This window comes from Sphingomonas corticis, assembly GCF_012035195.1.
Taxonomy (GTDB): Bacteria; Pseudomonadota; Alphaproteobacteria; order Sphingomonadales; family Sphingomonadaceae; genus Sphingomonas; species Sphingomonas corticis.
This window is the reverse complement of sequence record NZ_JAAVJH010000001.1, coordinates 202,598-217,258: the sequence shown is the minus strand read 5'-3', so window position 1 is coordinate 217,258 and position 14,661 is coordinate 202,598. Positions and strand designations below refer to the sequence as shown.

General features: G+C 70.6%; 7 protein-coding genes. 2 read left to right on the top strand and 5 right to left on the bottom strand.

The window, feature by feature from the left end:
- Position 1: 1 nt before the first annotated feature.
- The 5 genes from HBH26_RS01080 to HBH26_RS01060 all read right to left on the bottom strand — a co-directional run bounded on the left by HBH26_RS01080 (position 2) and on the right by HBH26_RS01060 (position 7,969).
- The gene (locus HBH26_RS01080) at positions 2-1,450 is read right to left on the bottom strand and encodes an efflux transporter outer membrane subunit (RefSeq protein ID WP_168132704.1); all 1,449 of its coding nucleotides are present in this window, start codon (positions 1,448-1,450) and stop codon (positions 2-4) included.
- Positions 1,447-4,656 (bottom strand): efflux RND transporter permease subunit, encoded by a 3,210-nt coding sequence (locus HBH26_RS01075; protein ID WP_168132703.1) that lies wholly within the window; start codon positions 4,654-4,656, stop codon positions 1,447-1,449. The genes HBH26_RS01080 and HBH26_RS01075 overlap by 4 nt, the downstream gene beginning before the upstream one ends.
- Before the next feature lie 6 nt (positions 4,657-4,662).
- Positions 4,663-5,877: an efflux RND transporter periplasmic adaptor subunit gene (locus HBH26_RS01070; protein ID WP_239024494.1), complete on the bottom strand. Its 1,215-nt coding sequence runs from the start codon at positions 5,875-5,877 to the stop codon at positions 4,663-4,665.
- 155 nt (positions 5,878-6,032) lie between these two features.
- Entirely contained in the window at positions 6,033-6,806 is a 774-nt protein-coding gene (locus HBH26_RS01065; RefSeq protein WP_168132702.1) for an enoyl-CoA hydratase/isomerase family protein, read from the bottom strand.
- Positions 6,803-7,969, bottom strand: coding sequence for an acyl-CoA dehydrogenase family protein (locus HBH26_RS01060; RefSeq protein ID WP_168132701.1), 1,167 nt, complete (start codon positions 7,967-7,969; stop codon positions 6,803-6,805). Before HBH26_RS01060 ends, HBH26_RS01065 begins: the two co-directional genes overlap by 4 nt.
- 213 nt (positions 7,970-8,182) lie before the next feature.
- Here HBH26_RS01060 and HBH26_RS01055 point away from each other — a divergent pair, with 213 nt between their 5' ends.
- Both HBH26_RS01055 and HBH26_RS01050 read left to right on the top strand, forming a co-directional pair.
- Positions 8,183-10,387 (top strand): BamA/TamA family outer membrane protein, encoded by a 2,205-nt coding sequence (locus HBH26_RS01055; RefSeq protein ID WP_420824966.1) that lies wholly within the window; start codon positions 8,183-8,185, stop codon positions 10,385-10,387.
- Positions 10,387-14,604, top strand: coding sequence for a translocation/assembly module TamB domain-containing protein (locus tag HBH26_RS01050; RefSeq protein WP_168132700.1), 4,218 nt, complete (start codon positions 10,387-10,389; stop codon positions 14,602-14,604). Before HBH26_RS01055 ends, HBH26_RS01050 begins: the two co-directional genes overlap by 1 nt.
- Positions 14,605-14,661 lie beyond the last annotated feature (57 nt).

The window sequence follows — 14,661 nt, the reverse complement described above, 5'->3', positions numbered from 1 at the left end:
GTCATTGCTGCACGCTTTGCTGCGCAGCAGGAACCGGGCCGGACGCGCGCGCGTCCAGCTGCGAATCGCCGCCCAGCGTGCGATAGAGGGTGACCAGGTTGGTGGCGCGGACCAGCTCGGTCTCCACCACACTGCGCTGCGCGGCATAAAGCTGTCGCTGCGCGTCGAGGCTGGTGAGATAGGTGTCGATCCCGCCGCGGTAGCGCAGATTGGCGAGCGCGAAGCTGTCGCGCGCCGCGACCAGGAAGCGCCGCTGCGCCGCCAGTTCCGCCGTGACGGTGCCGCGGCGCGCCAGCGCGTCCGCCACCTCGCGAAAGGCGACCTGGATCGTCGCCTCGTATTGCGCCAGCAGCGCGTCGCGCTGCGCCTGCGTTTGCGCGACGCCGGCGCGCCCGGCACCCGCGCGGAAGATGGGATAGGTGATCCCCGCCGTCCCCGTCTCCGTCAGCGAATCGCGCGAGAACAGCTCCGACAGTGCGGTGTTGGCCAGGCTGAAGACCAGCGACAGGTTGATCGTCGGGAACAATGCGGCACGCGCGGCGCCGATCTCCGCATTGGCGGCGCGCAGCTCGTACTCGGCCTGCACCACGTCGGGTCGGCGCAGCAGCACGCGGCTGTCGGTGCCAGCCGGCATCTCCGCCAGCGTGGCGGACGCCTCCTCGATCGTCGTCGCCAGCAGCGCCGGGTCCACCGGCGCGCCGACCAGCAGCTGGAGCGCGTTGATGTCCTGCGCCAGCGCGGTCCGCTGCTGCGCGATCGCGGCCTCGGCGGTGGCGAGCACCTGCTCGGCCTGTCGCACGTCGCTGCGCGGGCTGACGCCGCCGGCGCGGCGCTGCTCGGTCAGGCGGAAGCTGGCGCGCGCGCTCTCGGCCGTCTGCTCGGCGACCGCCAGCAGGCTGCGGTCCGCGGCATAGGTCAGCCACGCGCCGGCGACGTCACCGACCAGCGTCAGGCGGACGGCGCGCGCAGCCGCCTCCTGGCCGAAGAAGCGGTTCAGCGCGGCGGCGTTGAGCGAGCGGATGCGACCGAACAGGTCGAGTTCGAACCCGGTCACGCCGATGTTCGCCTGATAGGTGGTGCCGCCGACGGAAAAGGCGCCGCCCGCCGCCCCCGCGCCGATCTCGCGCTGCGTGACGGTGCCGCCGGTGGTGACTTCGGGAAACAGCTCGGCGCGCTGGATGCGATAGGCGGCGCGCGCGACCTCGATGTTGGCGGCGGCGACGCGCAGGTCGCGGTTGTTCGCCAGCGCCTGCTCGATCAGCCGTTGCAGCCGCGCGTCGCGGAAGATGTCGCGATAGGTGACGGCGGGCAGCGACGCCTCGGTCTGGCGCAGATAGGCGTCGCCGGTCGGCCACGACGCGGGCACGGGCAGTTCCGGCCGCACGTATTTGGGCGCGAAGGAGCAGGCCGCGACAGACAGCAGCAGCAGGGGCGCAAGCCGCCGGATCATGCCTTCGCCTCCGCTTCCTTTTCAGGCGACGGATCGGCCCCGCGCTTCAGCCCCTTCCACCCGTCCCGGAAGCCGCGGCGCACGAGGACGAAGAACAGCGGGATGTAGAAGACCGCGAGGATCGTCGCGGTCAGCATCCCGCCGATCACGGCGGTGCCGATGGCGATGCGGCTGTTCGCGCCCGCGCCGGTGGAGATGGCGAGCGGCAGCACGCCGAAGATGAAGGCGAGGCTGGTCATCAGGATCGGGCGCAACCGCAGCTTGGCCGCCTCCAGCGCGGCATCGATGACGCGCGCCCCCTTCTTCTCCGCCTGCTCGGCGAACTCGATCATCAGGATCGCGTTCTTCGCCGCCAGCCCCATGGTCGTCAGCAGGCCGATCTGCAGGTACACGTCGTTGATGAGCCCGCGCAGCGTGGTGAACACGACCGCACCGACCAGCCCGAGCGGGATGATGAGGAGCACCGCCAGCGGGATCGACCAGCTCTCGTACAGCGCGGCCAGGCACAGGAAGACGACGGCGATGGACAGGGCGTAGAGCAACGGCGCCTGTCCCGAAGACAGCCGCTCCTGATAGGAGATGCCTGCCCAGGCGACGCTGGTGCCGGGGATCTGCGCCGCCAGCTCCGCCATCCGCTCCATCGCGTCGCCCGAGCTGTAGCCCGACGCCGCCGACCCCTGGAATTCGAACGAGGACAGGCCGTTGAAGCGGGACACCGTGACGGGCGCCTGCGACCAGCTGATCCGCGCGAAGGAGCTGAACGGCACCATCTGTCCGTTCGCGCCGCGCACGAACCACTGGTCGAGATCGCCCGGGTCCGACCGGTAGGGCGCGTCGCCCTGCACGTAGACGCGTTTCACCCGTCCGCGATCGATGAAGTCGTTGACGTAGCGGCCGCCCCAGGCGGTCGACAGCGTGGCGTTGACGTCCGCCTGCGTCAGGCCCAGCGCCGACAGTTTCTGCTGGTCGATGTCGACCTTCAGCGTGCCGACATCGGGCAGTTCGGTCAGTCGCACGGCGGACAGGATCGGATCGTTCTCCGCCGCCGCCAGCAGCTTGTCGCGCGCCGCGTTGAATTCCTGCGTGCTGAGCGCGCCGGTGTTCTGCAATTCCATGGTGAAGCCGTCCGACTGGCCCAGCCCGCGGACTGCGCCGGGTTGCAGCGCGAAGACGCGCGCGTCGCGCAGGCCCCGGAAGGCGGCGGAGGCGCGCGCCACGATCGCCTCGGCGCCATTCTCCTTGCCCTTGCGCTCGGCCCAGTCGGTGAGGTTGATATAGCCGCGGCCGACGTTCTGCCCGCTCGCCCCGCCGCCGCCGCCGGTGGTGACCAGCATGACGCGCACGTTCGCACGCTCGTTCTCGCGCAGGTACTTCTCGATCCGCTGCTGGATCTCGAACGTGCGACCCTGCGTGGCGCCGGCGGGCAGCTGGAACTGGATCTGGATGCTGCCCTGGTCCTCGGTCGGCAGGAAGCCGGTGGGCATCCGCAGGAACAGGAAGGCGAGCAGGCCGACGGTGAGGAGGTAGGCCACGACGAAGATCGCCTTGCGATCGATCACGTAACGCGTCGCCGCGATGTAGCGCGCCACCATGCGGTCGAACGCGTCGTTGAACCAGTCGCGCGCCCGCTCCAGCGCGTGAGCCACCTTGGGCGCCTTGCGCGCGAGCCAGCTGTGCTCGATCGCGTGGCCCTCGTCGCTCTTGTGCTGCTTCAGCAAGGTGGCGGTCAGCGCCGGCGACAGGATGACCGCGACCAGCACGGACAGGATCATCGCCGCCACGATCGTGACGGAGAACTGGCGGTAGATGACACCGGTCGACCCGCCGAAGAACGCCATCGGCAGGAACACCGCGGACAGCACCAATGCGATCGCGACCAGCGCGACGGTGATCTCCTCCATCGACTGGATCGTCGCCTCGCGCGGCGACATGCCGGGGTTCTCCTCCAGCAGCCGCTCGACGTTCTCGACGACGACGATGGCGTCGTCGACCAGCAGGCCGATCGCCAGCACCAGGCCGAACAGCGTCAGCGTGTTGATGGAGAAACCGGCGACGTAGAACACCGCGAAGGTGCCGAGCAGCACGACGGGCACGGCGATGGTCGGGATCAGCGTGGCGCGCCAGCTCTGCAGGAAGACGAACATCACGATGACGACCAGGATCACCGCCTCGATCAGCGTCTTCACCACCTCCTCGATCGACAGCTTGATGAAAGCGGTGGAATCGTTGGGGAAGGTATATTCCAGCCCCTGCGGGAAGCCCTTCGCGACACGCGCGACCTCCGCCTTCACCAACTCCGAGGTGGTCAGCGCGTCGGCGCCCGGGGCCATCAGCACGGCGATGCCCGCGCCCGGATGGCCGTTGACGCGGCTGATCGCGTTGTAGCTCTCCGCACCCAGTTCCACGCGCGCGACGTCGGCCAGCCGCACGGTCGCGCCATTGGCCTGGGTCTTCAGGATGATGTTCGCGAACTGGTCCGGCGTCTGCAATCGCGACTGCGCGGTGACGACCGCGTTCAGCATCTGCTCCTTGGGCATCGGCTGCCCGCCGATCTCGCCCGCCGCAACCTCGGTGTTCTGCGCCTGGATCGCGCTGATGACGTCGCCCGGCATCAGCTGGAAGCTCGCCAGCCGCGCGGGATCGAGCCACACGCGCATCGCATATTGCGCACCGAAGACGTTGGTGTCGCCGACGCCCTGGATGCGGCCGAGCGAATCCTGGAGGTTGGAGATCAGGTAGTCGGAGACATCCTGATTGGTCATCCGGTCGGTCGCGTCATAGACGCTGACGATCATCAGGAAGTCCGGGTTGGATTTGCGGACCGTCAGCCCCTGCTGCTGCACCTGTTGCGGCAGGCGGCTGATCGCCTGCTGCACCTGGTTCTGCACCTGCACCTGCGCGATGTCGGGATCGGTGCCCTTGTCGAACGTGGCGGTGATCGTCACCTGCCCGCGCGAGGTGGAGGAGGAGCTGAAGTAGAGGAGACCGTCGATGCCGGTCAGCGTCTGCTCGATCACCTGGGTGACGCTGTTCTGCACCGTTTCCGCATTGGCGCCGGGATAGGTGGCGCGCACGGACACCTGCGGCGGCGCGACGTCGGGATATTGCGCGATCGGCAGGCCCAGGATCGCGCCGACGCCCGCCATCATGACGATGATGGCCAGCACCCAGGCGAAGATCGGGCGATCGATGAAGATGCGGGACATGGGCGGTCAGCGTCCTCCGCCGGCCTTGCCCTGGCCCTGCGCCTGCATCTTCTTCATCTCCTCGGGCGAGGGCGGGACGACGCGCTGCGGCGTGCCGGCCGGCACGGGCGCGATCGGCGCGCCGGGCTTCAGGTCGGCCAGGCCCTGGGTGATGATGCGGTCGCCGGGCTTCAGTCCCTTGGTCACCACCCAGTTGGCGCCCACCGTACGCGTGGCGTCGACGGTGCGCTGTTCCGCCTTGTTGCCGGCGCCCACGACGAACAGCGTCGCGCTGCCGCGCGGATCGCGCTGCACCGCGGCCTGCGGCACGAGGAAGGCGTTCTGCTGCACCGCCTGCGAGAACACGGCGCGCACGAACATGCCGGGAAGCAGCAGCCCGTCCGGATTGGGGAAGCGGGCGCGCAGCGTGACGGTGCCGGTCGCCTGGTCGACCACCACCTCGGCGAACTCGACAGTGCCGGTGCGGCCGTAGTCGCTGCCGTCCTCCAGCTTCAGCCGCACCGTGGTGCTCGCCGGCGTGACCCCGCCGCTGGCGAGATTGCGCCGCAGCGCCAGCAGGTCGGCGGCGGATTGCTGGATGTCGACGAACATGGGGTCGAGCTGCTGGATCGTCGCCAGCGGATCGGCCTGGCTGGTCGAGACCAGCGCGCCGACGGTAAACAGCGAACGGCCGATGCGCCCGCTGATCGGCGCGGGCACGGTGGTGAAGCGCAGGTTCGTGCGCGCGGTGTCGAGCTGCGCGCGGTTCAGGTCGATCTGCGCGCGCGCCTGGCGCTGCGTGGCGACCGCGTCGGTATAATCCTGCCGGCTGATCGCCTCCGCCTCGGCGAGCGGGCGGAAACGGTCGGCGCGCACCCTTGCCGCCTCGAACGTCGCCTGCGCGTTGGCGACGCCGGCGCGTGCCTCGTTGGCGGCGGCGCGGTACAGCGAGGGGTCGATCTGATAGAGCGGCTGCCCCTGGCGGACGAAGCTGCCCTCGGTGAAGAAGCGGCGCTGGATGACGCCGGCGACCTGCGGGCGCACCTCGCTCGACTGGAAGGCGACCGTCCGCGCGGCCAGCTCCACGGTGACGGGTACCGCGCTGGTCTGGAGAGTGACGAAGCCGACCGCCTTGGGCCGCCCGTCGCCACCCCGGCCGCCACCGCTGCCGCCGCCCTTCTGCTGCGCCTCGCCGCCCGAGCCGCAGGCGGCGAGCAGCATCAGCGCGCAGGCGGCCGCCATGCCCGCTCCACCGCGGCCCATCCCGCCCATCGTCCGCCTCGTCATTAAAGTGATCCGCCCAAGCAAGCCACGCGGGCTAAAGGCCATTTGTCGCAAATGTTTCGCAAGGGCGAGGTAATTTTGCGGTTCGACGCGCCGGCGAGCGCGAAGCTGGCTCAGCCGCGCACGAAGTTCCCCGTCCGGCGCTCCGCCACCGCCTTGATGCCCTCGCGGAAATCGGCGGTCCGCATCAGCCGGTCCTGCTCGGCGCGCTCGTGCTCGGTCCGCTGCCGCACCGCCTCGGCCAGGTCGGCGCGCATCGTCGCGCGCGTCGCCTCCACCGCCAGCGGCGCATTGGCGGCGATCTCCGCCGCCAGCCGCTGCGCCGCGGCGCGCACGTCGTCGAGCGGGGCGATCTCGTCGGCCAGGCCGTAGCGCAGCGCGTCCTCCGCCTTCACCCGCCGCCCGGTCAGCAGCATCAGCGCGGCGTGCTGCTGGCCGACGACGCGGGGCAGGGTGTGCGTGATGCCGAAGCCGGCGTGGAAGCCGAGCGTCACGAAGCTGGCGGCGAACCGCGCCTCCGGCGCCGCCACGCGGAAGTCGCCGACGAGCGCGAGGCCAAGCCCGGCGCCGATCGCGCTGCCCTGCACCGCCACCACGATCGGCTTGCGCGTGGAGAACAGACGCACCGCGTTGCGGTACAGCACCGGCGTCTCGCTCTCGCCGCTCTCGTCGGCGAGCGGCTTGTCGCCGGACAGGTCGGCTCCGCCGCAGAACACCTTGCCCGCGGTCGCCAGCACGGTCGCGCGCACCGCGTCATCGGCGTCAAGCACCTCGAAGGCGTCCGCGATCTCGCCCACCGTGGCGGCGCTGACGAAATTGGCCGGACCGCGTTCGTAAAGGACGGTCGCGACGTGGCGATCGGTCGTGACGGTGACATGGTCGCTCATGCGCGTGTTCCCAGCAGGTTGCGGGCCACCACCCAATTGTGGATCTCCGTCGGCCCGTCGTAGATCCGCATCAGCCGGATGCGCGCCGCCATCTGCTGCAACGGCATCTCCCGCGTCATCCCCATCGCGCCGAAGCATTGCATCGCGTGGTCCAGCACCTCCCACGCCATTTCGAGCGCGTAGGACTTGATCATCGACACCTCGTTGCGCACGTCGCGCCCCTGGTCCAGCTTCCACGCGCAATCGTACGTCATCAGGCGGGCGGCGTGGATTCGTATGGCGGCGTCGCTGATCCAGTTCTGCACGGTCTGCCGCTCGCTCAGCGGCTTCCCGAAGGTGACGCGCTGGGGGGCATAGTCGATCATCATTTCCATCGCGCGCTGCGCCATGCCGATCGCGTTCGCCGCCATCTCCGCGCGGCGGGTGGCGAGGCGCAGCTGCATCGGCGCGAAGCCCTGGCCCTCGGTGCCCAGCAGCTTCCATCCCTCCACCCGGCAATCGTCCAGCGCGATCTCGTACAGGGTCTCGGCGCCGATGACCGGGATCGGGCGCACGACGTGGAAGCCGGGCGCGTCGCGATCCACCAGGAACGCGCTGATGCCGCCACGCGCGCCCTTCTCCTTGTCGGTGACGGCCATCACGATCGTGAAGTCCGCCACGTTCGCCTTGGTGATCCAGATCTTGCGGCCGTTCAGGACCCAGTCGTCGCCCTCGCGGACGGCGGTGGTCCGCATGCCCGCGGGGTCGGCGCCCGCGCCGGGCTCGCTGATGCCGATCGCGCTGATCGTCTCGCCGCGGACATAGGGGGCGAGGTACGCCTCGCGCTGCCGCTCGGTGACGGTGGCGGCCAGCATCTTCAGATTGGGCGAGTCGGGGGGCAACACCCAGGGGACGATCGTGCGGCCCAGCGCCTCGTTCACCGCCACCATCGCCACTGCGGGCAGGTCCGTTCCGCCGACGTCCTCCGGCGCGTCCAACCCCCACAGGCCGAGGTCGCGCGACACCTGGTCCACCCGCGCGCGCTCCTGCGCGGTCAGCTTCAGCCCCTCGCCCGCGATCTCGCGCTCCAGCACTCGGCCTTCCAGCGGAACCAGCTCGTCGTCGACGAACCGGCGGGCCAGATCGGCGATCATGCGATGGTCTTCGTCCAGCTCGAACTTCATGCGCGTCTTCCTCTCGCCGCCGTCCTTACCGGCTTTTGCGGCCAGGTCCACGCGGAGGAGACACGCCGGCGACCGGGTTGATGTGGGTCACGTCGTGCAACCCTTCGCGCGATGTTGCGTTGCGACGGTGTACGGGGGTGTAACGGTAATCCGGCGCCTGCGAGTGGCAAAGGGGCGTGTGTGCTGGGGTTCCGTTTCCGTCGATCGGCCTTGATGATGGCGACCGCGCTGGCGGCGGTGCCGGCGAGTGCCCAGATGCAGAAGCCCGGAACGGCGCCGGCGCAGGGGCCGGACGCCCCGCAACCCTCCGACCCATCCGCCGATCCGCAGGGTGATGCGCCGATCGTGCCGGAAGCGGAGTTCGACGCCGCGCTGCCGCCGATCGTCGACGACGTGAACGCGCCGCTGGAGCCGCTCCGCGTGCCGCCGCCCGCCGCGACGACCGCGCAGCCGGCTACCCCTGTCACGCAGGCGGCGCAGGCGCCGCTGACCGAGGGCGCGCTGCCCCCGGCGGGGGCGACCGATCCGGTGCTCGCGCAGCCGCTGGAGCCGCTGAACAGCTTCGACACCGTGCCGTTGCAGACCGTCGCCGACGTGCCGGAGGGCGAGGACGCGCCGGAGATTGCCTATGTCACCGAGGTGCGCGGGCTCGATCCGTTGAACCTGACCGACGAGTTCAACTCGCTGTCCGCGCTGAAGGAAGGGGGCGGGAAGGCGGCGAACGCGACGCAGGTGAACGCACGCGCCAAGGAGGACGAGCAGCTGGCCGTCCGCCTGATGAAGTCGCTCGGTTATTACGACGGGACCGCCATCTCGACCATCGAGACGGGCGCCGGCGCCACGGGCGACGAGGCGCCGCCGGGGACGAATAGGCGCCTGCGCGCGATCGTCAGCGCGACGCCGGGCACGCGCTACACCTTGGGCAGCGTGGCGGTGAAGGCCGGGCCGACGGTGCCGCCGGACCTCGTGCGTCGCGAGCTGCCGCTGAAGGTGGGCGACCCGATCGAGGCCGCGCGGGTGCAGGGCGCGGAGGCGAACGTCGCGCTGAAGCTGCCGCAGCAGGGCTACCCTTTCGTGAAGGTCGGCGATCGCGACGTGCTGCTCGACGAGGCGACGCACAAGGGCGACTATACCCTGCCGGTCGATACCGGGCCGCGAAGCAGTTTCGGCGCGCTGCGCACCGAAGGCGATCCGATCTTCGACCTCGACCACCTCAACGTCTTCCCGCGGTTCGAGCGCGGGCAGCTCTACGACAATCGCCTGCAGGACGACCTTCGCGAGGCGCTGGTGGCGACCGGGCTGTTCGGCTCCATCGGCGTGGAGCCGGTGCGCACCGGCGTGCCGGGTCCCGACGGGACCGAGGTGGTCGACCTGATGGTTCGCCAGACCAAGGGGCCGCAGCGCAGCCTGGCGGGCAGCGGCGGTTTCAACACCGGCGAGGGGCTGAAGGTGGAGGGCAGCTACACCCACCGCAACCTGTTCCCGCCCGAGGGCGCGCTGATCCTGACGGCGGTGGCGGGCACGCAGCAGCGCGGCGCCAGCGCCACCTTCCGTCGTGCCAATGCCGGGCGGCGCGACCGCACCGTCAGCCTGACAGCGGCGCTCAATTATCAGAGCTACGACGCCTTCAACGCCTATACGGGCACGATCGCAGGGCGGATCGCGTACGATTCGACACCGATCTGGCAGAAGACATTCACCTACGCCTTCGGCTTCGAGCTGACCGGCACCGCGGAGGAAGCGTACGACTTCGATCGCGGCGAACGGCGGCGGCAGACCTACGGCATCTTCGCGCTGCCGGCGCAGGCGGTGTTCGACCGGTCGGACGACCTGCTCAACCCGACGAAGGGCTATCGCCTGAAACTGAACCTGAGCCCCGAGACGTCCGTATCGGGCGGCGTGCGCCCCTATGCGCGCACGATGGTGGAGGCGACCGGCTACTTCCCGGTGAGCGACAGCCTGGTCATCGCGGGTCGGGCGCGCGCAGGGGCGATCTTCGGCATCGACCGCAACGAACTCGCACCGTCGCGGCGCTATTATGGCGGCGGCGGCGGATCGGTGCGCGGTTACGGCTTCCAGCGGCTCGGCCCGCTTGAACCCGCGAGCGTGCTGGAACCGGACGAGGACGGCAACGTGGACCTCGGCGACCTGCGGCCCGTCGGCGGACGCAGCATCAACGAATTCTCGCTGGAAGCGCGCTACCGCTTCGGCGATTTCGGCATCGTGCCCTTCATCGACGGCGGCAACGCCTATGAGAGCACCTTTCCCAAGGGCTCCGACCTGCGCTTCGGTGCCGGCATCGGCGGCCGCATCTACACGAACTTCGGTCCGCTCCGCGTCGACGTCGCGACGCCGCTCAATCCCCGGCCCGGCGACGGCAAGGTCGCGCTCTACATCTCGATCGGACAGGCGTTCTGATGGCCGAGAATCCCGTGTCGGACACCGCCGTGGTCGAGACCCGCCGCCCGCTGTGGCAGCGCGTGCTGAAGTGGATCGGCGTCGCACTCCTTGGGCTGGTGGCGCTGCTGCTGGTGATCGTGCTGGGCATCAACACCGATCCCGGCCGCCGCTTCGTCGCCGACCAGATCGGCGGCTACACCACCGCCTCGGGTCTCAACATCAAAGTCGGCCGGATCGACGGCTCGCTCTACGGCACCATGCGACTGAGCGACGTGCGCGTCAGCGATCCGAAGGGCGTGTTCCTCACCTCGCCGCGGCTCGAGGTGGACTGGCGGCCGTTCGCGTATCTGAACAATCATATCGACGTGAAGAGCGTGTCGAGCGGGCTCATCACGCTGCGCCGCAATCCGGAGCTGAAGCCGTCGGAGGAGCCGACCGACCCGAACGCGCCCATCCTGCCCGACCTCGACATCGACATCGGCCGCCTGTCGGTCGCGCGCTTCGTCATGGAGCCGCCGGTGTCAGGCCAGCGGCACGTCGCGCGGATCGACGGCGCGGCGCATATCGCAGATCGCCGCGCGCAGCTGACCGTCGATGCAGCGGCCCTGCGCGCGCCGGGCGTGGCCGGCGGCGATGTGGCGCGGGTGCGGCTGGACGCGGTACCCGACGATAACCGTCTCGCCATCGACGCGCGGGTGCAGGCACCCGCGGGCGGCATGGTGGCGCAGCTCGCCGGCCTGAAGGCGCCGCTTGGCGCCACGCTGACGGGACGCGGCAGCTGGGCGGACTGGCGCGGCAAGCTGGACGCCACGCTGGGCGGCGGGAAGCTCGCCGACCTCGACGTGCTGGCGCAGGACGGGCGCATCCGCGTCAACGGCTTGACCCGGCCGGGCCTCTATCTCGAAGGCCCGGTGGAGCGGCTGACCGCGCCGGGGCTGCGGATCGAGAGCGACACGCGGCTGGCCGAGCGACGCGCCGACACGCGGATCAAGCTGACCTCCGATGCGCTCGCGGTGGACGCGGGCGGCGTGCTGGACCTCGCCGCCAGCCGCTTCGGCAATTTCGCGGTGGATGCGCAGCTGCTGACGCCCGGTGCCATCGCGCCCAACATCAATGGCCGCGATGTGCTGGCGCGCGTGGTGCTGAACGGGCCCTTCGCGACGCCGACGGTCGACTACAAGGTGCGCGCGGCGACGCTGGGATTCCAGCAGACGGTGGTGCAGGGGCTCTATGCCGAGGGGCTGGCGCGCGTGAACGCCGACCGCATCCTCGTGCCGGTCAGCGCGCGCGCGCGCCGGATCGCGGGGCTGAACCCGGCGCTCGGCGGGCTGACCACCAACGCGCGGATCGACGGCGACATCGCCATCCAGATGCCCAACATCCTGTCGGACAATCTGCGCATCCGTTCCGACACGATCAACGCCACCGCCATCGTCGCCGCCAACATGGAAACGGGGCGCTACACGGGAGCCTTGCAGGGGCGCGTCAACAACTTCCGGGTCGACTCGGTCGGCATCCTTGACCTCAACACGCAGGCCGATCTGGTCGCCACGCCAACGGGCTTCGGCGTGACCGGACGCGTCGCGTTGCAGACGAAGCAGCTGTTCAACGAGGGTGCGCGCAGCTTCCTGGGCGGCAATGCGGTGGCCAGCACGCGGTTCGGATATTCGCCCGAGGGGATCGTCACCTTCCGCGACCTGCGCCTCAACGCGCCGCAGTTCCGCATCACGCGTGGCGAGGGGCGGTTCGATCCGGCGACCGGACGCGTGCTGGTGAGCGCCGACGCGACCTCGACGCAATACGGCCCGCTGTTCGCGCGGGTGGAAGGGACGACCACCGCGCCCGTGGTGCGCCTGCGCGCGCCGCGGCCGGGCGTCGGCGTAGGCCTCGCGGACCTCGACGCGCGGATCGTCGGCCGCGGCAACGCCTATCAGGTGAACGCGACCGGGGGCACGACCTACGGCCCGTTCAGCGCCGACGTGCTGGTGCGGCCTGGCGCGCAGCTGGCCGTGGACATCCGCCGCGTCGTCTTCGCCGGCATCGGTTTCGCCGGGCGCGTGGTGCAGACCGCGGCGGGGCCGTTCGCCGGCGACGTCCGCTTCGACGGGCGCGGCGTGACCGGGACGGTGGGCCTCGGCGCGCAGGGTGGCTATCAGCGTGCCAGCGTGAACGCGCGGGCCTATGCGGCGACGATCCCCGGCGCGGTGGACTTCACCATCGGTCGCGCGCTGATCGCGGCGACGGTGGTGCTATATCCGAAGGCGCCGTCCGTCGTGGCGGACGCGCAGGTCGCCGACCTTCGCTACGGCCCCACGGTGATCCAGGCGGCGCGGGCGAAGGTGAACTACACCGGCGGGCGCGGCACCGCGCAGGCGCTGCTGACCGGGTCCAACGGCGTGCCGTTCCGCGTGGCGCTGAACAGCCGCCTCTCGCCCTCGCTCTACCTGGTCGCGCTGCAGGGTCAGGCGAACGGCGTGAACTTCCGCACGCCCGCCGCGGCGCGGATCGTGCCCGAGGCGGGGAGCTATCGTCTCCAGCCCACGCGGCTCGACTTCGACCGCGGCACGATGCGGCTCGCGGGCCGATTCGGCGGCGCGGCGACCAGCGCGCAGGCCCGGCTCGACCGGCTGGACCTGTCGCTGCTGAGCGCCTTTGTCCCCAACCTCGGCATCGGCGGTCAGGCCACCGGCAGCCTCGACTATGTCCAGCGCGCCGGGCAGGCGGTGCCCGAGGCGGACGTGCGGATGACGATCGCCAACTTCACCCGCTCCAGCCTCGCCGCGGTGTCCGAACCCGTCGACATCGTCGTCCAGGGCCGGCTGGATGCCGCCGCGGGCGAGGCGCGGGCGCTGATCCGGCGCGGCGCCACCCCGGTCGGACGCATGGTCGCGCGGCTGACCCCGGCGGGCAGCGGCAGCTGGTCGACGCGGCTGATGCAGGGCCCGCTGTCGGGCGGCATCCGCTACAACGGCCCGTCCGGCGTGCTGTTCAGCTTCGCGGGCCTGGCAGAGCAGCAATTGTCCGGCCCGATCGCGGTCGCCGCGGACTTCGGCGGCACCGTGGCCGCGCCGCGCGTCAACGGCCTGATCCGCGCCGACAACCTGACCTACACAAACGAGACCTACGGCACCCGCCTGACGCAGATGCGCATCGCGGCGCGCTTCAACAACGACCGGCTGGAGCTGACGCAGGTGCAGGCGCGCGCCGGCAGCGGCACGGTGCAGGCACAAGGCGCCGTCGGCCTCGCCGCGGCGCAGGGCTTCCCGATGGACATCCGCGTGGCCATGCGCGACGCGCAGCTCGCCCGCTCCGACGCGATCGGCGCGACGGCCAGCGGCGACGTGCGCATCCAGAAGGACGCGCAGGGCGGACTCATCAGCGGCAACATCAACGTGCCCGAGGCCCGTTACCAGATCATCCGTCAGGGTTCGGCCGAGGTGCCGGAGCTGACCGGTGTCCGGCGCAAGAGCGACATCCGCGTCGCGCGCCCGACCGATCGGCCGACACCGGCGCCGGCGGGCCTGTTCCGGCTCGACCTGCGAGTGCGCGCGGACAATCGCCTGTTCGTCTCCGGCATGGGGTTGGAAAGCGAGTGGGAGATGGACCTGCGTGTCGGCGGCACCTCCGCCGCGCCGACCGTGTCCGGCGGGCTTGACGTGGTGCGCGGCACCTATTCCTTCGCCGGCAAGCGCTTCGAGCTGCAACGCGGGCGCGTGCGCTTCACCGGGCCGGTACTGACCGATCCCGACATCGACATCCTGGCGACGACACAGAACGACGGCGTCACGTTCAACATCGCGATCACCGGGACCGGGCAGCGTCCGCAGATCGCCTTCACCTCCACGCCCGCGCTGCCGCAGGACGAGGTGCTGAGCCGCCTGCTCTTCGGCACCAATCCGGAGAACCTGTCGGCGACCGAGGCGATCCAGCTGGCGAGCGCGCTCAACTCGCTGCGCGGGTCCGGCGGCGGGCTCAATCCGCTCGGCAAGCTGCGCAGCGCGACCGGTTTCGACCGGCTGCGCATCCTGGGCGCGGACGAGGCGAGCGGGCGCGGGTCGGCGCTGGCGGCAGGCAAGTATCTGACCGACGACATCTACGTCGAGATCGTCACCGACGCGCGCGGCTTCACCGCCACGCAGCTGACGATCGCGCTGACGCGGACGCTGAGCGTCCTGTCGCAGGCGGGATCGTTCGGCGGCTCGAACGTCCAGCTCCGCTACTCGCGCGACTATTGATGCGCGGGGGCGGGGTGGCCGGGCAGGGGGGCTTTCACGCTACTTACATTTCGGTTA

Excerpts from the sequence above, each read along its gene's own strand:
- HBH26_RS01080 (WP_168132704.1), bottom strand. The coding sequence starts at position 1,450 with ATGATCCGGCGGCTTGCGCCCCTGCTGCTGCTGTCTGTCGCGGCCTGC.
- HBH26_RS01075 (WP_168132703.1), bottom strand. The coding sequence starts at position 4,656 with ATGTCCCGCATCTTCATCGATCGCCCGATCTTCGCCTGGGTGCTGGCC.
- HBH26_RS01070 (WP_239024494.1), bottom strand. The coding sequence starts at position 5,877 with ATGGCGGCCGCCTGCGCGCTGATGCTGCTCGCCGCCTGCGGCTCGGGC.
- HBH26_RS01065 (WP_168132702.1), bottom strand. The coding sequence starts at position 6,806 with ATGAGCGACCATGTCACCGTCACGACCGATCGCCACGTCGCGACCGTC.
- HBH26_RS01060 (WP_168132701.1), bottom strand. The coding sequence starts at position 7,969 with ATGAAGTTCGAGCTGGACGAAGACCATCGCATGATCGCCGATCTGGCC.
- HBH26_RS01055 (WP_420824966.1), top strand. The coding sequence starts at position 8,183 with ATGATGGCGACCGCGCTGGCGGCGGTGCCGGCGAGTGCCCAGATGCAG.
- HBH26_RS01050 (WP_168132700.1), top strand. The coding sequence starts at position 10,387 with ATGGCCGAGAATCCCGTGTCGGACACCGCCGTGGTCGAGACCCGCCGC.